Source organism: Aquibaculum arenosum (assembly GCF_029222965.1).
Lineage (GTDB): Bacteria > Pseudomonadota > Alphaproteobacteria > Kiloniellales > DSM-21159 > Aquibaculum > Aquibaculum arenosum.
The window spans coordinates 113,356-129,811 of sequence record NZ_JARHUD010000007.1; the positions used below are offsets into that span (position 1 = coordinate 113,356).

Here is a 16,456-nt window from a genome sequence, read left to right on the forward strand (position 1 = left end):
ATGGCTTGCTTAGGGCCCGCAGATTGAGGCTCAAGGCTGAGGGTTCCGCGAGCGATCTCGCCACCGAGGGTAACAGGGAAGGCAAAACGGAACATGATGATCAAAAAGCGAATCACCATCGGCGGCCGAACAGCCCGCCGTTTTGCGTTAGGCGCGGGCGTGGGGACAGCAGCCTTGACACTTGGCCTTGCCGGGGGGCTGGCGGGTGCTCAGGCCCAAGACACGGTCAATGTTTATAACTGGTCTGACTATATCGCCGAAGACACCATCGCCAACTTCGAGGCGGAAACCGGCATTAAGGTCAATTACGACGTCTACGACAGCAACTCTGTGGTGGAAGCCAAGCTGCTGGCAGGTTCCTCGGGCTACGACGTGGTCGTGCCGACGGCCGTTCCCTATCTCGCACGTCAGATCGAAGCCGGCATCTATCAGAAGCTCGACCGCAGCAAGATCCCGAACTGGGACAATCTCGACTCAACGCTGCTGCGGCCTGTGGGCGAGCTGGCAGATCCGGGCAACGAGCACGCTGCCATTTACATGTGGGGCACCAACGGCTTCGGCTATAATGTGAAGATGATCGAAGAGCGGATGCCGGACGCCCCGGTGGACTCCTACGCCATGCTGTTCGAGCCGGAAGTGGTGGAAAAGTTCGCCGATTGCGGTATTGCCTTCCTGGATGACGCTTCCGAGGTTTTCCCGGTTCTGCTGCATTACCTCGGCCACGATCCCTATGACGAGGATCCGGACAATCTGGCCGAAGCGGAAGAGCGGATGATGGAGCTTCGCCCGCACATTCGCTATTTCCACTCCTCCCAGTACATCAACGATCTGGCGAATGGTGAGATCTGCGTTGCCTATGGCTGGTCCGGTGACGTTTTCCAGGCGCGTGATCGGGCTGCCGAAGCTGGGCAGGGCGTGGAGATCGAATACACCATCCCCTCCGAAGGCACGATCCTCTGGTACGACATGCTGGCCATCCCGGCCGATGCTCCCAATCCGGACGGCGCGCACGCTTTCATCAACTATCTCCTGGACCCAGAGGTGATGGCGGACATCACCGACTACGTGGTCTATGCCAATGCCGTGCCGGCTTCCTTGGATCATGTCGATCCGGAGATTGCCGAGGATCCGGCAGTCTTTCCCACCGATGAGGTGAAGGAGCGGCTGTTCTCCGCCGAGGTGATCACGCCACGCTTCGAGCGCCTGCGCACCCGGGCCTGGACGCGGGTCCGCACCGGGCAATAGCCGGGCAGAGCGACCGGCAGGTGGCTGGCACAATCAACAGCGCCATGTGAGCGGGGGCGAGGGTCCAAGCGGCCCTCGTCCCCTTTTGCTTTGTGGATTGCGGGAGAGCAGAGTGTCCCAGGCGACAGGCGGTGGCAGCAGCACCAGTTGGCAGCAGCCCGATACACCGCCCTTTCTGCGCATCGAAGGGGTGGTCAAACGTTTCGGTGATTTCGTCGCGGTGGATGGCGTCAGCCTCGACATCTATCGCAAGGAACTGTTCTGTCTTCTGGGTGGATCGGGCTGCGGCAAGACCACGCTTTTGCGCATGCTGGCCGGCTTCGAGCAGCCGAGCGAGGGGCACATCTACCTCGATGGGAGCGATATGACCGACGCGCCGCCCTATGAGCGCCCGGTCAACATGATGTTCCAGTCCTACGCGCTTTTTCCGCACATGACTGTGGCGGGGAATGTGGCCTTCGGACTCAAGCAAGACCGGGTGCCGGCGCCCGAGATCAAGCGCCGCGTGACCGAGGCCCTGGATCTGGTTCAGCTCGGGCCCTTTGCAAAGCGGAAGCCGCACCAGCTCTCGGGAGGACAGCGCCAGCGTGTCGCCTTGGCCCGCTGCCTCATCAAGCGTCCGAAGCTGCTTCTGCTCGACGAGCCGCTGGCGGCGTTGGACAAGAAGCTGCGCGAGCAAACCCAGTTTGAGTTGATGACCATCCAGGAGGAGGTGGGGATCACCTTCATCGTGGTGACCCACGATCAGGAGGAGGCGATGTCGCTGTCCACGCGCATCGCTGTGATGGACCGCGGCCAGATTGCGCAGGTCGGCACGCCCACCGAGATCTACGAGTACCCCAGAACGCGCTTCACCGCCGACTTCATCGGCTCAATCAACTTCTTCGACGGCAAGGTCACCGGCCGGGAGGGCGAGGCGCTCACGGTGGACGTGCCGGTGCTTGGTATCAGCTTGCAGGTGCGCTCGGAGATCGAACTGCCGCCGGGCAGGGAGGTATGCGTTGCTGTGCGGCCGGAGAAGATCTCCATCTCTCGCGAGCCGCTCGACCTGCCCAATGTTCTGCGCGGCAAGGTGCGTGATCTCGGCTATCTCGGCAACCTCTCGGTCTATCGTGTCGAGCTCGATGGGGGCCGCCTGGTCAAGGTGAGCACCGCGAATACGCTGCACTCCACTGAGCGTGAGGTGGATTGGGATGACATGGTCTACCTGGGGTGGCGGTCTTCGGCCGCCTTGGTCTTGAGCGAATGACGACGGCGCAGCCCACACCCGATCCCCGTCGCCCATTCCCAAAGACCCGGCGCAAGCCGCGCTTTTGGACGCGTGGAAAGGGCGCGGTCACAGCCGTTCCGTACTTCTGGCTGCTGCTGTTCTTCCTGCTGCCCTTTGCCATCGTGCTGAAGATCAGCCTGGCCGAACCCCTGATCGCCCAGCCGCCCTTTACGCCGCTGTTCGGGCCGGACGGCGCTTTGCAGGCGACCTTGGATAACTACCGCTTCCTCTGGGAAGACCATCTATACATTGTCGCCTACCTCAATTCCTTGAAGCTGGCCGGGGTCTCCACGCTGCTGTGCCTGCTGATCGGCTATCCTATGGCCTATGGCATGGCCAAGGCGCCGCCGGCCTTGCGCAACATCCTCTTGCTGTTGGTGATCTTGCCGTTCTGGACCTCGTTCCTGCTGCGCGTCTACGCCTGGATGGGCATCCTGCGCAACAATGGTCTGATCAACAATTTACTGCTCGGGCTCGGGGTGATCGACCAGCCGATCCAGATGATGAACACCGATTTCGCCATCTATATCGGCATTACCTATTCCTATCTGCCCTTTATGATCCTGCCGCTCTACGCAGTGCTGGAGCGCCTGCCGGGTGACCTCGTGGAAGCGGCGCAGGATCTCGGCTGCCGACCCTGGAAAGCCTTTGCCACCATTACGCTGCCGCTGTCGGTGCCGGGCATCATTGCTGGCTCCCTGCTTGTCTTCATTCCGGCGGTGGGCGAGTTCGTCATCCCCTCGCTGCTGGGCGGGCCGGACAGTCTCATGATTGGCCGGGTGCTCTGGGATGAGTTTTTTGGCAACCGCGATTGGCCAGTGGCCTCGGCGGTGGCCATCGCCCTGCTGCTGGTGCTGGTGGTGCCGATCATGATGTTTCAGCGCATGCAGTTGCGCAGGGAGGGGGCATGAGGCGGCGCAACTGGTTTCTCTTTTCCGCGCTGTGCTTCGGCTTTGCCTTCCTCTACGGCCCGATCCTGTCGCTGATCATCTACTCCTTCAACGCCAGCCGCCTGGTCACCGTGTGGGGGGGCTTCTCGACCCGCTGGTATGGCGAACTCTTCCGCGACCCGCAGATCATCGATGCGGCGCTGCTGTCGCTGCGCATCGGCGCGGTCAACGCCACCTTCGCCGTTGCGCTGGGCACTTTGGCAGGGCTGGCGATCACGCGCTTCGGGCGCTTTCGCGGCAGGATGCTGTTCACCGGGATGATCGCTGCGCCCCTGGTTATGCCGGAGGTGATCACCGGCCTCTCGCTGCTGCTGCTCTTCGTGACACTGGAGAGTGTGGTGGGCTGGCCCTCGGGGCGCGGAGTGACCACCATCACCATCGCCCACATCACCTTTTCGATGGCCTATGTGGCGGTGATCGTTCAGTCGCGGCTGTCCTCCCTGGACGGCTCGCTGGAGGAAGCAGCGCTCGATCTCGGGGCGCGGCCCTGGAAGGTGTTTCTGGTCATTACGCTGCCGATCATTGCACCGGCGCTTGTCGCCGGCTGGCTCCTGGCCTTCACCCTGTCGCTGGACGATCTTGTGATCGCTTCCTTCGTCTCCGGACCGGGGGCCAGCACCTTGCCGATGGTGGTCTTTTCCAAGGTCCGCCTGGGCGTATCGCCGGACGTGAATGCCCTGGCGACGATCATCGTGCTGATCGTCAGCCTGGCGGTGGTGGTCTCCGGCTGGTTGATGATCCGCAGCGAACGGCGGCGCGAACGCGACGTGCAGGAGGCCTTGGCCGGGCGGTCCTGAACCGGATCGCCCGGTGTGTGCCCACCGCGTTGGTTGTGCCGACTTACTGGGCGGCCGCCACCTCTTCATCGTCGAGGGTGATCGTCTTGAAGTCGGCCGGCGCGACGATCTCCAGCACCTCGAAATCTTCCGAGCAGTCGATTTCGCGGTGCTTGATCTTCGGGGTCTGCAGCACCGTGTCGCCCTTGCGGATGGTGTGAACGCCTTGGCCTTCGTACTCGAAGGTCGCCCAGCCATTCAGGACGTAGACCAACTGGAAGGTGCAGTCATGCATGTGCCAGCGCTGCACTTTGTCTGCGCTCTTGCGGCCGTTGGCGCGGATCACGTGCGCGACATAGTCGCCCTTGGTGCCCTCCTTGATGCCGAGATCGCGGTAGTCGAAGATTTCCCGCAGGCCCGGCGTCCATTCCGCCTCAGATGCCTGGTGATGGACAAAGGTCCAGGCGTCGGTCTTGGCTTTCTCGGTCATGGCAGTGTCTCCTGACGTGATGGCGTGGGTGATGGGTTCAGGCGACGGTGACGCCGCTGTCCACCGAGAGAATTTGCCCGGTGGTGATGGGCGACTCGTCCGAGGCGAGATAGACCGCCATATCCGCCACATGGATCGGCTCGCCCAGGCCCAACAGATGGGCGCGTGCCAGATCAGCGATGCCCGCGCTGTCATCGATCAACTTCTTCACCCGGTCGGAGAGCGTGACCGAGGGCGCGATGGCGTTCACCCGTATCTTGTGGGGCGCATATTCAACGGCCATGGATCGCGTCATGGACGCGACGCCGCCCTTTGCTGCCGTGTAGCAGTCGCGCCCCGGCACGGCCATCAAGGCCACATTGGAGGACATGTTGATGACCGAGCCGCCGCCGGCCTTGATGATCTCGGGAATGGCCAGCTTTGAGCAGAGGAAGGTGCCATAGAGGTCGAGGCGAATGACACGCCAGAACTCCTCCTCGGGCGCCTCCGTAACTGGACCATCCTCTTTGGTGGAGCCACCGGCATTGTTGTGCAGGATGTCCAGCTTGCCATAGCGCTTCACCGTCTCGGCAACGGCCGCTTCCACGGAGGCATGGTCGGTCACATCGCAGTGGATGAAATGCGCGTGCCCGCCGAAATCGGCGGCGGCACGCGCGGACTCGGCGGCGGCCTCTCCCAGTTGCGCGTTGATCTCGGCCAGCGCGACGCAGGCGCCTTCGGCGGCAAAGCGCTCGGCCGTGGCGCGGCCGATGCCGCCGCCGCCACCGGTGATGAAGGCTACCTTTCCCTCAAGACGTCCGCCCGAACGTACTCCACCGGTTCTTGCCATTGCGCGCTCCCTCTCCTGTGTGGAAGCAAGAGTGCCGCGAGCAGATGGTAAAGCGCAAGCGCCTGATCTGGGCTGCAGGTTGGTGAAGATGGTTTCCATTGGTTCCGGGAGCCGCCATGCTGAGCCCCTGTTCCTGCACCAGACTTGGGAAGAGCACCATGCGCACCGTCCTGCCGAGAGACGCCGATACGATCCGGCGGCACGTCACCGGTTTTCTCCTCTACGGTGCCGTCCTCTGTTTGCTTGGCCTCTTTGCCATCCTTGCACCGAGTTTTGCCGCCGTGGCCATCAGCCTGCTCTTGGGGTGGCTGTTGCTGATCGCGGGGGCGCTCGGGATTTTTGCGGTGTTCCGCTCCGGCTCGAGCGAGCCCGGCTATTGGTCGAACCTGCTTATGTCGGTGGTGTTCCTGCTGGCCGGCGCCACGCTCCTCTGGCGACCGCTCGCCGGTGTGTTGACGCTGACGATCATTCTCGCAGCCTATTTCCTGGCAACCGGGCTGTTCAAGCTGGGCGCCGCTGCGCGCTACCGCAGCACGATGGCGCGCGGCTGGACCTGGATGCTGGTAAGCGGCGTGATCGATCTGGTACTAGGGCTGCTGATTGTTTTCGGCCTGCCTGGCTCGGCCGATTGGGTCCTCGGCCTGTTGGTGGGGATCAACCTGCTGTTCACGGGGCTGGCCCTGGTCATGACAGCCATGGCCTTACGCACATTGCAGCGCTCCTGACGCTTCCCACATGTCTGACGGGTGCCGATCCCGTCCCCTGTCCTCAACGCTAAAAGGGCTGCGCATGATTCCCCTTTCCATTCTCGATCTGGTCCGCATCACTCAGGAAACGAACGCCGGCGGCGCCTTGAACAACGCCCGCGACCTCGCGCGCCACGCCGAGGGCTGGGGATATCAGAGGATCTGGGCAGCCGAGCATCACAACATCGCCGGCATCGCCAGTGCCGCGACGTCCGTCGTCCTGGCGCACATCGCCGGCGGCACTGAGAAGATTCGTGTGGGTGCCGGCGGCATCATGTTGCCCAATCATTCGCCGCTGGTGATTGCCGAGCAGTTCGGGACCTTGGCGCATCTCTTTCCCGGTCGTGTCGATCTGGGCCTGGGGCGCGCGCCAGGCACTGACCAGCGGACCCTGCAGGCGCTGCGCCGCTCTCCGGCGGCGTCGGAGGCCTTCCCCCAGGACGTGTTGGAACTGCAGGCCTTACTGGCTCCGCCGCAGCCCGGACAGTTTCTCCATGCGGTGCCGGGGGAGGGGACGGAGGTGCCGCTCTGGATCTTGGGCTCGAGCACCTTCGGCGCTCGGCTAGCGGCGGAACTCGGGCTGCCCTACGCCTTCGCCTCCCACTTCGCGCCGCAGGCTTTGCTGCCCGCGCTGGAGATCTATCGCAGCCGCTTCCGACCCTCGAAGCAGCTGCAGCAGCCTTATGCCATGGTGGGCGTCAACATCATTGCAGCCGATAGCGATGCGGAAGCGCGCCGCTTGGCGACGACGCAGCAGATGTCCTTCGTCGATCTGGTGCGCGGCACGCGGCTCTACAGCAAGCCGCCCATTGACGACATCGAGAGCTACTGGTCCCCGATGGAAAAGGCCCAGGCCATGCAGATGTTGGCACGCTCGATCATCGGCTCGCCCTCCACGGTGAGGGCAGGCATTGCCGATCTGGTGGCCGAAACCGGTGCCGACGAGTTGATCATCGTCTCCGACCTCTACCACCACGAAGATCGGCTGCGTTCCTATGAGCTGATTGCCCAGGCGCAGGCTGAAACAATCACGTGAATTCCGTCTAGGACGCCTTGCGTGCGTCCTCGATGGCCTCGCGTACCTTCAGTGCCAGTTCGGCGCGACGGAAGGGCTTCTGCAGCAGCCGTGCCCCGGGGTCGAGGCGGCCGTGGTGGGTGATCACCTGCTCCGTGTAGCCGGACATGAAAAGCACCGGTAGGTCGGGCTGAATCGCCTGAGCGGCCTCGGCCACCTGCCGGCCGTTCATGCTGCCGGCCAGGATCACGTCGGAGAGCAGCAGGTCGAAGCGTGCCCCCTCCTTCAATGCGGCTTCCGCTGCCAGTCCATCGGCCACGGCCGTCACGGCATAGCCCAGACGCTTGAGAGTCAGGGCGGTGAACTCACGCACCATGGCATCGTCCTCCACCACGAGAATGGTCTCGCGGCCGGCAGGAATCTCCTGTCGGGTGGGGCTCTGTGCGAGTGCCTTGTCCTGCGAGTCGACGGAGGGAATGTAGAGTTTGATGAGCGTACCCTCGCCTGGTTCGCTGTAGATAGTGATGTGGCCGTTGGACTGGCGCACAAAGCCATAGACCATCGGCAGACCGAGCCCTGTGCCCTCGCCGATGGCCTTGGTGGTGAAGAAGGGCTCGAGCACCCGCGCGCGTACCTCAGGCACCATACCGCTACCGCTGTCGCCCACGGCAATGCGGACGTAGGTGCCTGGAGCGGGCAGCAGGTGAGTATCGGCATCCTCTTGGTCGATCGTCACCTCTGCGGTCTCGACGCTCAGGCTGCCGCCGTCGGGCATGGCGTCGCGGGCGTTTAGCGCCAGGTTCATCAGGGCATTCTGCAGTTGGTTCGGGTCGACCATCGCAGTTGGCGCATTCGGGTCCAGCAGGGGCTCGATGCTGTAACGCTCGCCCAGGGCGCGTCGCAGCAGCGGTTCCAGTTCGCGGATAAGCTGGTTGACGTCTGTGGATTTTGGATCGAGCGCCTGTCGGCGGGAGAAGGCCAGGAGCCGCTGGGTCAGGTCCGCGGCCTGTCCAGCGGCGCGGTTGATGAGCAAAACCAGATGGCGGCTTTCGCTATCTTTCGGCAGCATTTCTGTGACCGCCTCGGCGTTGCCCAGAATAACGGTCAGGAGGTTGTTGAAGTCGTGCGCAATCCCGCCGGTGAGCTGGCCGACGGCCTCCATCTTCTGTGCCTGGCGCAGCTGCTCTTCCTGCGTGACCCAGGTGGTGATGTCTTGGAAGTAGACCGTCAAGCCATGCTCGTGGGGAAAGCCCCGGACTTCAAACCAGCGGCCCAGTGCTTCATAGTAGAGGTTGAACTCGACATCCACGCCCTCCCGGACGGCCCGCCGATACTCGCTATAAAGCAGAGTGTTCTGGGCCTCGGGAAAGGCGTCCCAGATCGACTGGCCGATCAGGTCGATGGCCTTGCGATCCAGGTAGCGCTCGGCCTGTCGGTTCAGGAAGACGAAGCGCCAAGCCCGATCCACCGCGTAGACGCCGTCGCGGATTGATCTCAATATGGACTCGCTTTCCCGGCGCGCCCGTTCGGCATCGGCGCGCAGCCGGTCGGCCTGAGTGGCTGCCTCGTGGAGTTCCTGGGTCAAGCGCAGTTTCTGAATGGCCGCGGTGGCAATGTTGGCGAGCTGCTGGATAAGGATCTGGTCCTCGTCGGTGAATTCTCCGCTCTCGCGATCGGAAAGCTGCAGCGATCCAAGGTTGCGGCCATCCTGCGCGGCCAGGGGGACTGCAAGCCAGCCACGCAGGGGCGGATGCTTGTCCCCTTCGCTGCCGAATCGCCGGAACTCTGGATGTGCCTCCAGTTGCTCCTGAGTGAGCCGCATGGGTTCATTGGTGGCATGCACCAGTCGATAGATGCCGCTGCCGTCGGGCAGCGCGCTGTAGTCCCGCCAGGCCGCATACTTGTCGGAGAGCGAGCTGCGCAGCAGCTTGCGCCCATCGTCGAGGACGATGCTCGCGATTGCCTGATGGCTGGGTGCCAGCTCGCGCGCCAGGTCCGCAACCCTCTGCAGGGCATCCTGGATGCTCCGCGAGTCCAGGAGGCCGGCTGAGGCCTGCGTGAGGGCGTTCAGGTTCGCAATGCGTTCGGCTGCACTGCGCTCTCGCTCGCCGATGCGCCGGATGAAGATCCAGGTAAGTCCAACGAGCAACAAGATGGCCAGCAGCCCAACGGCGACGTCGAGGAGAGCGCGACGCTGCCAATGGCTCAACCGTTCGTCCAGGGAGATTGCGGTGTAGACCACGAGCGGCAGGTTGGGCACCTGGGCGTAGGCGATGCTCCATTCTCCTGCCTCATTTTCGGCGAGCGGTCCGCGAAAGATCCCGGTTTCGCCGGCCGCGAGCGTGTCGATGGGCAAGGTGATGTCGGATTGGCGCAATCCAATGAGGCTCTCGTCGAAGGGATTGCGGCTCACCACCCTGCCATCGCTTGTCAGCAGCCCCACCACGCCGAGCTCCCCGATGCGCAGCGCCTCATAGAAGTTGCTGATGTAGGCTAGGGATATGGCCGCAGCCGCCACGCCGGCAAAGCGGCCCTCGTCGTCCTCGAGGCGAATGCTGACGTTCATGATCCAGCGATTAGCCGCATGCCCCACTTCGCCCAGGCGCGGTGGCGCGACGTGGAGACCCTGGTTCGGGTTGTCTCGGTGTGCCGTGAAGAAGGGATGTGACGAGAGATCGACCGATTCCGGATCCGGCGTGCGCGAGGTTGCAGCCAGCTGGCCGCGATTATCCACGAGGAAAAGCGCGAAGGCCGGGCTGAAGGCTTCTTGGCGCAGTCGCAGCATGTCGTGCGTATCCTCCGCCGCGGGCGCGCGGCTGTCGATATTCTCAGCGACCCCGCGCAGCGCAATGTCGACGGCAGAGAAGGTCTGCCGAGTGTGTTCGGTGAGGGCATCGCGCAGGTTGGCCGCATCGGTGCCGGCATCGGCGATGACCTGTTGCCGGTCGGCAAGCACCTCGAAGGTCACCACTCCAGCCAGTGGCAGCGCGGCCAGCAGATTGCCGAGGAGAAGCAGGCGCTTCATCGCCGGCACGCTGGGCCCGCCTTTTCGATCGCCTGAAGGTTAACCTTACTCAATCCCGCATCCCCGAGGAGGCTGGCACTGCTCGCCCAGCGCAAACTATCGCATTCGCCTCCAGGTCGCACCCGTGTTTGTGAGCCGCGCAGCGCAAGCCAGGCAGCGGAAACCGTCGAGTCAGTTTCTGCTTGCGACCTGTTCGAACGAAGGGGGAAAGGCCTGGTAGAGGATGTTAGGCTTCCTTCGTGTTGGGCCGATCCCGGTGCAGCAAGCCGAAGCATGGGGGGAGTCCCCATCACAGCGATGGCTTCGAGATTGTAAGCGCTGCATCGCCTCGAACCATCGGTCGCAATCAAAGTCGCTCCATCGAAGTGCTCACCATAGGCATGCGGCCGGGCACACAGCCCACGCCAGACCGCCAATGCCTATGCTGAACAGGAGCAGACAATGACGCGCTCATCTCGCTCATTTCGTCAGTCCCGTGCTTTGGCCGTGGCCATTATGGTCATCATCCTGAGCGACCTGGCAGCGCTTTCGGCCGACAGCTACTCTCCCCCCGATCCGCAAACTGCATTGCAACAGCCTGTTCCCGGCCATGACCCGGAAGCGCGCCTGCGGGGCAAATCCGCAATAGACCATGCGGAGGATCTCGGTGCGCCGCTCCTGATGCGGCGGCTCATGGCCTTGCAGGCACTGATCGAGATGGGGCCGAACGCTTTGCCTGCACGCGATACGGTGCGTTTCGTGGTCGAGCACGGCGACAGCGCCCAGTTTTCCGACGTGCAGATTGACGAGTTGCGGCTCAGTGCGCTGTCCGCATTGCATGCGATGCAGGCCCCTGAAGCAATTGACCTGCTGCGCAGCAAAATCCTCGATCCCGACTTCGCCACGCAAGACAAATCCTATGCCGGTTTGCTCGAGGCAGCGGTCCAGGTGGACATCGGCAATGAAACGCTGGCCCGAGATTTGATGTCGCTGATCGATGCGGAGCCGGACCATGCCGAACGATTGATGACCTTGGGAGCACTGCCGTCGCCGGTGCAGGCTGCGCTGGACCAGGCGGTCTTCGAAGGCGCTCACGGTGAAGCGGCGACCCGCCATTTTCTCCAGCACCTGGATGGCCTGTCGTTTCTCAATGACGCCGAAAGGCTCGAATACGTTCTCGGCAGTCGTGAGGCCGCCGGCCCGCAGCAGAGCCGGAATGCACTCGCGCGGATCGGAAGCGAGGCGGCACTGGATGCTGCACTGGCCATCGAGCCCCTGGAAGGGCCAGCGCGCTTTCAGCTGATCAGCCGTTTTGCTGAGAGTTCGATGTCTCCTGAGCAAGCCACGGATCGTATGCTGGAAGAGATCAGGAGGCTTGAGGGCGAGCAGCCAATCCGGCAAGGCGTTTCTCTGCTCGAGAGCGCGTTGCGCGATGAAAGCTCGTCGATCTTCTCCCGTGCCATGACCGAACTGATCGAGGCCGGGCCAACGACGATGCACCGCGCCATTGGCGCAGCGCGACAAGTCCTGTTTCTGCAACGCAACCCCGATGCCGATGCGCCCGCTGCCTTGCGCCCGGTTTTTGCCCTGCTCACAGATGCTGCTGCGGCTCCTGAGGCCCGGATAGCGGCAGCCAAGTCGCTTCGCCAGACGCCGGCTCGTCTGGCGGCTCTCGATCCGGGCTACTTTGTTGGCGAGGCGGTCGACTTGATCTGGCAAGCGGCCGATCCGAGCGAAGCGGAGTTGCCGGTGGCGCTGCTCGCACCCCTGATGTCGTCGTCCGAGTTTGCACCGCAGGTGGTAGATGCCATCGAGGTGTGCTTCTCGGAGCATATGGCGAAGTGGGCGATCAACCCGGCCACGGCCATTGCGATCGCAAGCGGCACCACCCCGGGGCTCGAGCGCTCGGCCACACGTGAGGCCGCCGCCATCATGATGGGAAAAGCAATTCAGAGCGCGGCAATCGATCTGGACTACTTGGGGCCGCACTTGGCCCGCAACGGGGAAGCGCTCGCCAGCCTTGAGGCCAACACGGTTGCCGGCGTCATCGGCACCTACGCCCCGACAATCTTCGCGGAAGACAAGCCCGCGAGCTATGACTTCGCACTGGAGCCCTACATGCGGCCCATGCTGATGCGCCCCGGGTGGTTTGCTCAGGATCCAGAGGCCAAGGCGGAGTGGCTGGCCTTCCTCCAACGTGTTGTCGATCTGGATGACGGGAACTTTAGCCCGACTGCCCGCCGCGCGCTCGAGCGCTTTTGATGCGCACCGTTCTCGCGCTTCACCAACCCCCCCAGAGGAAAAACTCATGAAGTTCACCAGTATCGCCACAAGAGCGGGCCCGCTGGCCATTCTGTCCGTGATCTCGGTTTCAGCCTTTCTCGCCGCTCCCGCGGTTTCGCAGGATTCTCGGTCCATGACCGTGCTCGGCTCGATAGACGGGACCGTTGACGGCACGGAACGCGGCTGGCTCACGATCTCCGGTGAGGTCGATGGCAACGACATGGCGTCCGCGGCCTGGCGACCGCATTCAGATGCGCAGACCATGGAGAACGCTTTGGGAGCCATCGGGGAGCAACAGCGCGAGCAGATGAAAGAGCGCCTGGAGAAGATGGCCGAGATGATGGGCGACGATGCCGCCGCCAATCCGCTGGCGCAGATGCTGGGTGGCGATGGGGAAGAAAAGATTGCGTTGCGCATCATGGGCGTCGACCCGGATGCAGAGAAGATTCTGCGCCAAGGCGGCCTGACCATCGAGTTGCCCCCATTCTCGGCAGAGAACAAGGATGAGTTGCTGCACGGTCAGCACGAAGCCGAGATATCCTACCACAAGAACTTTGGCGAAAAGACAGGGTTTCATGTCTCAACGCACGAGGTTGGGACTGACGCTGTCGTTGCATTCGACCAGTTGGAGATCGTCGAGGGCGGCGGGTTTGCCCAAGGCACGTTTGAAGCAAGCCTTTGCCCGATCAGCGCGCTGATGAAGGGAAGTATCGACCCCGAAGCCTGTATCCGGGTGGCAGGGCGGTTCGAGACCGACCTTGGGGAGGAAGAGCCCAACAGTCCTGCCTCCCGTTCCAACGATTGAGGCGGGCCGTAGGATGATGCGCGCTCCGATCTGGGCCCTCGCGATGTTCGCGTTGGTGGCGGCAGGCCCTGTCGCGCAAGCCCAGCAGACTCTCGAAATACCCGAAGCGGAATTTGAGAGTGTGGAGGAATACAAGCCTATTCCGCTGCCCGATCCTTCCGGTGGGCCCGTCAACCAGATGTTCGAGCACATGGAACTCGACATGACCGGCACGCTGCCTGAGGCAGTGCTCGAGTCGATGCTGGGCGAGACGCCCTACGATTTTGTCGAGGTGGTCTGGGGCATGGAGGTGAGCGGCGACTGGGGCGCGCGCCTGTCCGGAACCGGCTCCCTGCAGGTGACCGACTTTACGGAGGGCCGCGGCGCCACCCTGCGGATCGACCCGGAAAGGTACACCGGCCAGCATGGCTTCCGCATGTACAACGCGCGGCTACAGACGGATGGCGAGCACGTGTTCACGCTGGGCGCCGCCTTTCCACCTGAACAGGGCGGCGAGGCGTTGGGCACGGAACTTGAAGCCCCCAAAGCCGTGTTTGAAGTGACTTGGTTGTGCCACATGTTCGAGCCTGATCGCACCGGCTGCACGGATGGTTCAGAGGAGTACTTTGAAACCGAACTGCCCATTCTGAGCAAACTGCACCTTACACGGCGTGCAGAGGGATACAGGATAGAGTTTGCCGCCCGTGTCCAGGAATCGCGCACCCATAGGGACCGGGGATATTCGTCGTCGGATCTGACGGGCCGTATCGGCGATGTGCGGGGCTGGGTCTGTGATGCAGAGTCCTGGGAGGCGAACCCTGACGATTGCGTGCCTGACGACCCCCTCGAGGTGGTGGATGTAACGCCCAGTCACGCGCGCGAGAATGTCAACTTCGAGAGGCCGTCGGTAGAGTGGGAGTTCACCACCCCTGTGGACTTCGCCAGCCTCAGGCGCGGTTTTACGCTCACCACCCGCGATCGGGCGGGCAACGAGATCGAGGTTTCCGGTGAGATCGCCTCCAAGGGCGGCAACCGCTTCGCCTTCTCCCCCGACAGCGATCTGGAATCGGGTGTCCAATACGAAGCCAGGCTGAAGGGCGGTGCGGACGGCATACGGGCAAGAGACGGTGAAACCACTCTCGGCGCCGACCATTGGTGGCGATTCTCGACGATCCTTGACCTGGAGTTCCAGAACAATTCCGACGACCCGCCTCTGGAGATGCACATCTACCAGACAGTTCGCGACGCGCCGCTGGTAACGGAAAAACCCACCGCCATCCGGATCTATCCCAACTGGGAAGAGCATGAGCATATCCACGCGGATTGGCAGCCCACATCCTTCCCGATCACCCTGGACCTCAATGTCGTGTCCGAGCATCAGCGCCGCGTCGAACCGCAGTTCGGCGGCACGGCGACCACTGAGGAAATCCGGTTGCATCGGCCTGACCAGTTCAACGATCAGCACCGGCGGCAGGCCGCGCATACCATCAACGTCTACGGCTGGCTTCCCGCCAGGACAGGCGTCTCGCCGCCCGTGGCCGAAGCGCGTCTGGCGGCACACGATCCCTTCCCGGGGCCGCTTGATCCGGCAGACGTGATTGTCGAACGGGACTTCGAAATCTGGCAGACGGATCCACAACCGCTGACGCTGCGCTTTGCATTTCTCACCGTCGGCCCCTGGGCCGATGGCGTTCCCAGCGAGGACTGGCTGGTCGCCGAGGGGGTGGCGCGCGCTGCGGCGGAATTCACACGGCAGCTTTTCCCGGTGCGCGAGGTGCGCACGGCCTTCACGAACGTTGAAGACGCCAGGCCTGGAAGCGGCGTGACACCCATGAAGGACCTGCTGGCCGACCTGCGCAACTCGCCCCACATCGTTTCTCACCCGCAGGATGTCTTCGTCGTTCTGGTTCCCTTTGGCACACTCGACTACTCCGGCGGTGCCGTGCACACGCGCTTCTCCGACGAAGCCGATCGGGGAATCACGCTCAGCATCGCCACCTCCGTCGATGGCATCCGCATTCCCATTTCGCACCAGGCGGAATCTCTGGTCCACGAGATCGGGCACTATCACGGCCTGAAGCACAAACCCGGGGATATCGATGATCTGAACGAGATGGGACTGACCGCGGACGGCTATGCCGATCCGACCATCGAGGGTTTCCGCATTGCTGCGGACGGCATGACGGGCCAGAACAAATCCTACTCGGAGGGCAACAGCGAGTATCCCGGTACGCCGACGCCATTGATGTGGCCGTCTCCGCTTAGCTTTGAGCGGGTGTGGATAAACGAAAGCGAGTATCGGTCGCTTTTAAACCACCTCACGCGCTGACATGGCCGCAAAGCCGCGCGATGACTTCAACTCACAGTTCCTGGGTCTTTCGGGGCCTATTTCCACCTTGGGCGTCCCGGGACGGGCCGTGCGGTCCCAAATCCGCCTGCGGGCGGCCAGCTTCACATCGGAGAAATGTCCATCATGACGAAGTCACGACTTTCAGCCCTCATGTGGGCGCGCCAAGGTGCGGCTGTCGCCACCCTTGGTCTGATCCTTGCTGCCTCGGGAGGCGCGGACAGCAGCGCCGAACAGTCGGAGCCGGATGCTGTGTCCCAGTCCAACAAGGGAGCGAAAGCCAAGCACCTTTCCGGCAATGGGCCGGCAACGGTCGGCAGCATGACGATCGACGGGCAGTCGTACGATCTGACGGCGTCCCACTGGTGTGAGCCGGAACCAGGTGTCGAGAACGGAAGCACGGTCGCCATCCGGGTGGCGGCGCTGAATGACACGGGTGATGTCATGGTCTACGCGCTACAGGTGGATCGGGACAGAAGCCGTCCAGGAGTACAAACCGTCAGCGCTGCGACGGATCCGCAGACCAACTATCGCAGCGGGGATGTGACGCCGGAAACCAGAGCGGAACCCATGATCGTTGTGGAAAACGGTGCTGTTCGTATCGAGGGGGATGTGCGTCGCAGCGGCGGCGATCAGGTCCCCATCGTGGCCGAGTTCTCTCTTCCCGATGAACCCGGCTTCCCCGGATACTGCTGACGTTCACGCCGACGGCTGACA

General features: G+C 63.1%; 13 protein-coding genes and 1 pseudogene. 10 read left to right on the forward strand and 4 right to left on the reverse strand.

Going from position 1 to position 16,456, the window contains the following annotated elements:
• The first annotated feature begins 174 nt into the window (after nt 1-174).
• The 4 genes from P2G67_RS12380 to P2G67_RS12395 all read left to right on the forward strand — a co-directional run bounded on the left by P2G67_RS12380 (nt 175) and on the right by P2G67_RS12395 (nt 4,262).
• Nucleotides 175-1,245 (forward strand): polyamine ABC transporter substrate-binding protein, encoded by a 1,071-nt coding sequence (locus P2G67_RS12380; RefSeq protein ID WP_275823533.1) that lies wholly within the window; start codon nt 175-177, stop codon nt 1,243-1,245.
• Nucleotides 1,246-1,357: 112 nt separating this feature from the next.
• The gene (locus tag P2G67_RS12385; RefSeq protein ID WP_275823534.1) at nt 1,358-2,494 is read left to right on the forward strand and encodes an ABC transporter ATP-binding protein; all 1,137 of its coding nucleotides are present in this window, start codon (nt 1,358-1,360) and stop codon (nt 2,492-2,494) included.
• Nucleotides 2,491-3,426, forward strand: coding sequence for an ABC transporter permease subunit (locus P2G67_RS12390; protein ID WP_275823535.1), 936 nt, complete (start codon nt 2,491-2,493; stop codon nt 3,424-3,426). The genes P2G67_RS12385 and P2G67_RS12390 overlap by 4 nt, the downstream gene beginning before the upstream one ends.
• On the forward strand, nt 3,423-4,262 hold the full coding sequence (locus P2G67_RS12395) for an ABC transporter permease subunit (RefSeq protein ID WP_275823536.1): 840 nt from the start codon (nt 3,423-3,425) through the stop codon (nt 4,260-4,262). The genes P2G67_RS12390 and P2G67_RS12395 overlap by 4 nt, the downstream gene beginning before the upstream one ends.
• 43 nt (nt 4,263-4,305) lie before the next feature.
• On the opposite strand, the gene P2G67_RS12400 is transcribed toward P2G67_RS12395, so the two are convergent.
• A complete protein-coding gene (locus P2G67_RS12400) occupies nt 4,306-4,731 on the reverse strand; it encodes a cupin domain-containing protein (RefSeq protein ID WP_275823537.1) in 426 nt (141 codons plus the stop codon).
• A gap of 37 nt (nt 4,732-4,768) precedes the next feature.
• Nucleotides 4,769-5,560 (reverse strand): SDR family NAD(P)-dependent oxidoreductase, encoded by a 792-nt coding sequence (locus P2G67_RS12405; protein WP_275823538.1) that lies wholly within the window; start codon nt 5,558-5,560, stop codon nt 4,769-4,771.
• A 158-nt stretch (nt 5,561-5,718) separates the two neighbouring features.
• Here P2G67_RS12405 and P2G67_RS12410 point away from each other — a divergent pair, with 158 nt between their 5' ends.
• Nucleotides 5,719-6,285, forward strand: coding sequence for an HdeD family acid-resistance protein (locus P2G67_RS12410; RefSeq protein ID WP_275823539.1), 567 nt, complete (start codon nt 5,719-5,721; stop codon nt 6,283-6,285).
• Between the two features lie 64 nt (nt 6,286-6,349).
• On the forward strand, nt 6,350-7,342 hold the full coding sequence (locus tag P2G67_RS12415) for an LLM class flavin-dependent oxidoreductase (protein ID WP_275823540.1): 993 nt from the start codon (nt 6,350-6,352) through the stop codon (nt 7,340-7,342).
• Between the two features lie 7 nt (nt 7,343-7,349).
• On the opposite strand, the gene P2G67_RS16455 is transcribed toward P2G67_RS12415, so the two are convergent.
• The gene (locus P2G67_RS16455; protein ID WP_437124260.1) at nt 7,350-8,429 is read right to left on the reverse strand and encodes an ATP-binding protein; all 1,080 of its coding nucleotides are present in this window, start codon (nt 8,427-8,429) and stop codon (nt 7,350-7,352) included.
• 108 nt (nt 8,430-8,537) lie between these two features.
• A pseudogene (locus tag P2G67_RS16460) lies at nt 8,538-10,346 on the reverse strand (cache domain-containing protein); the annotation flags it as partial.
• A 495-nt stretch (nt 10,347-10,841) separates the two neighbouring features.
• Here P2G67_RS16460 and P2G67_RS12425 point away from each other — a divergent pair.
• The 4 genes from P2G67_RS12425 to P2G67_RS12440 all read left to right on the forward strand — a co-directional run bounded on the left by P2G67_RS12425 (nt 10,842) and on the right by P2G67_RS12440 (nt 16,435).
• On the forward strand, nt 10,842-12,587 hold the full coding sequence (locus P2G67_RS12425) for a hypothetical protein (protein WP_275823542.1): 1,746 nt from the start codon (nt 10,842-10,844) through the stop codon (nt 12,585-12,587).
• A gap of 154 nt (nt 12,588-12,741) precedes the next feature.
• Nucleotides 12,742-13,413 (forward strand): hypothetical protein, encoded by a 672-nt coding sequence (locus P2G67_RS12430; protein WP_275823543.1) that lies wholly within the window; start codon nt 12,742-12,744, stop codon nt 13,411-13,413.
• A gap of 16 nt (nt 13,414-13,429) precedes the next feature.
• Nucleotides 13,430-15,721 (forward strand): Ig-like domain-containing protein, encoded by a 2,292-nt coding sequence (locus tag P2G67_RS12435; RefSeq protein ID WP_275823544.1) that lies wholly within the window; start codon nt 13,430-13,432, stop codon nt 15,719-15,721.
• A 144-nt stretch (nt 15,722-15,865) separates the two neighbouring features.
• The gene (locus P2G67_RS12440) at nt 15,866-16,435 is read left to right on the forward strand and encodes a hypothetical protein (protein WP_275823545.1); all 570 of its coding nucleotides are present in this window, start codon (nt 15,866-15,868) and stop codon (nt 16,433-16,435) included.
• Nucleotides 16,436-16,456: the final 21 nt, after the last annotated feature.

Coding starts and splice junctions, on each gene's coding strand:
- P2G67_RS12400 (WP_275823537.1), bottom strand. CDS start 4,731: ATGACCGAGAAAGCCAAGACCGACGCCTGGACCTTTGTCCATCACCAG.
- P2G67_RS12415 (WP_275823540.1), top strand. CDS start 6,350: ATGATTCCCCTTTCCATTCTCGATCTGGTCCGCATCACTCAGGAAACG.
- P2G67_RS12410 (WP_275823539.1), top strand. CDS start 5,719: ATGCGCACCGTCCTGCCGAGAGACGCCGATACGATCCGGCGGCACGTC.
- P2G67_RS12405 (WP_275823538.1), bottom strand. CDS start 5,560: ATGGCAAGAACCGGTGGAGTACGTTCGGGCGGACGTCTTGAGGGAAAG.
- P2G67_RS12430 (WP_275823543.1), top strand. CDS start 12,742: ATGACCGTGCTCGGCTCGATAGACGGGACCGTTGACGGCACGGAACGC.
- P2G67_RS12395 (WP_275823536.1), top strand. CDS start 3,423: ATGAGGCGGCGCAACTGGTTTCTCTTTTCCGCGCTGTGCTTCGGCTTT.
- P2G67_RS12390 (WP_275823535.1), top strand. CDS start 2,491: ATGACGACGGCGCAGCCCACACCCGATCCCCGTCGCCCATTCCCAAAG.
- P2G67_RS12435 (WP_275823544.1), top strand. CDS start 13,430: ATGCGCGCTCCGATCTGGGCCCTCGCGATGTTCGCGTTGGTGGCGGCA.
- P2G67_RS12440 (WP_275823545.1), top strand. CDS start 15,866: ATGACGAAGTCACGACTTTCAGCCCTCATGTGGGCGCGCCAAGGTGCG.
- P2G67_RS12425 (WP_275823542.1), top strand. CDS start 10,842: ATGGTCATCATCCTGAGCGACCTGGCAGCGCTTTCGGCCGACAGCTAC.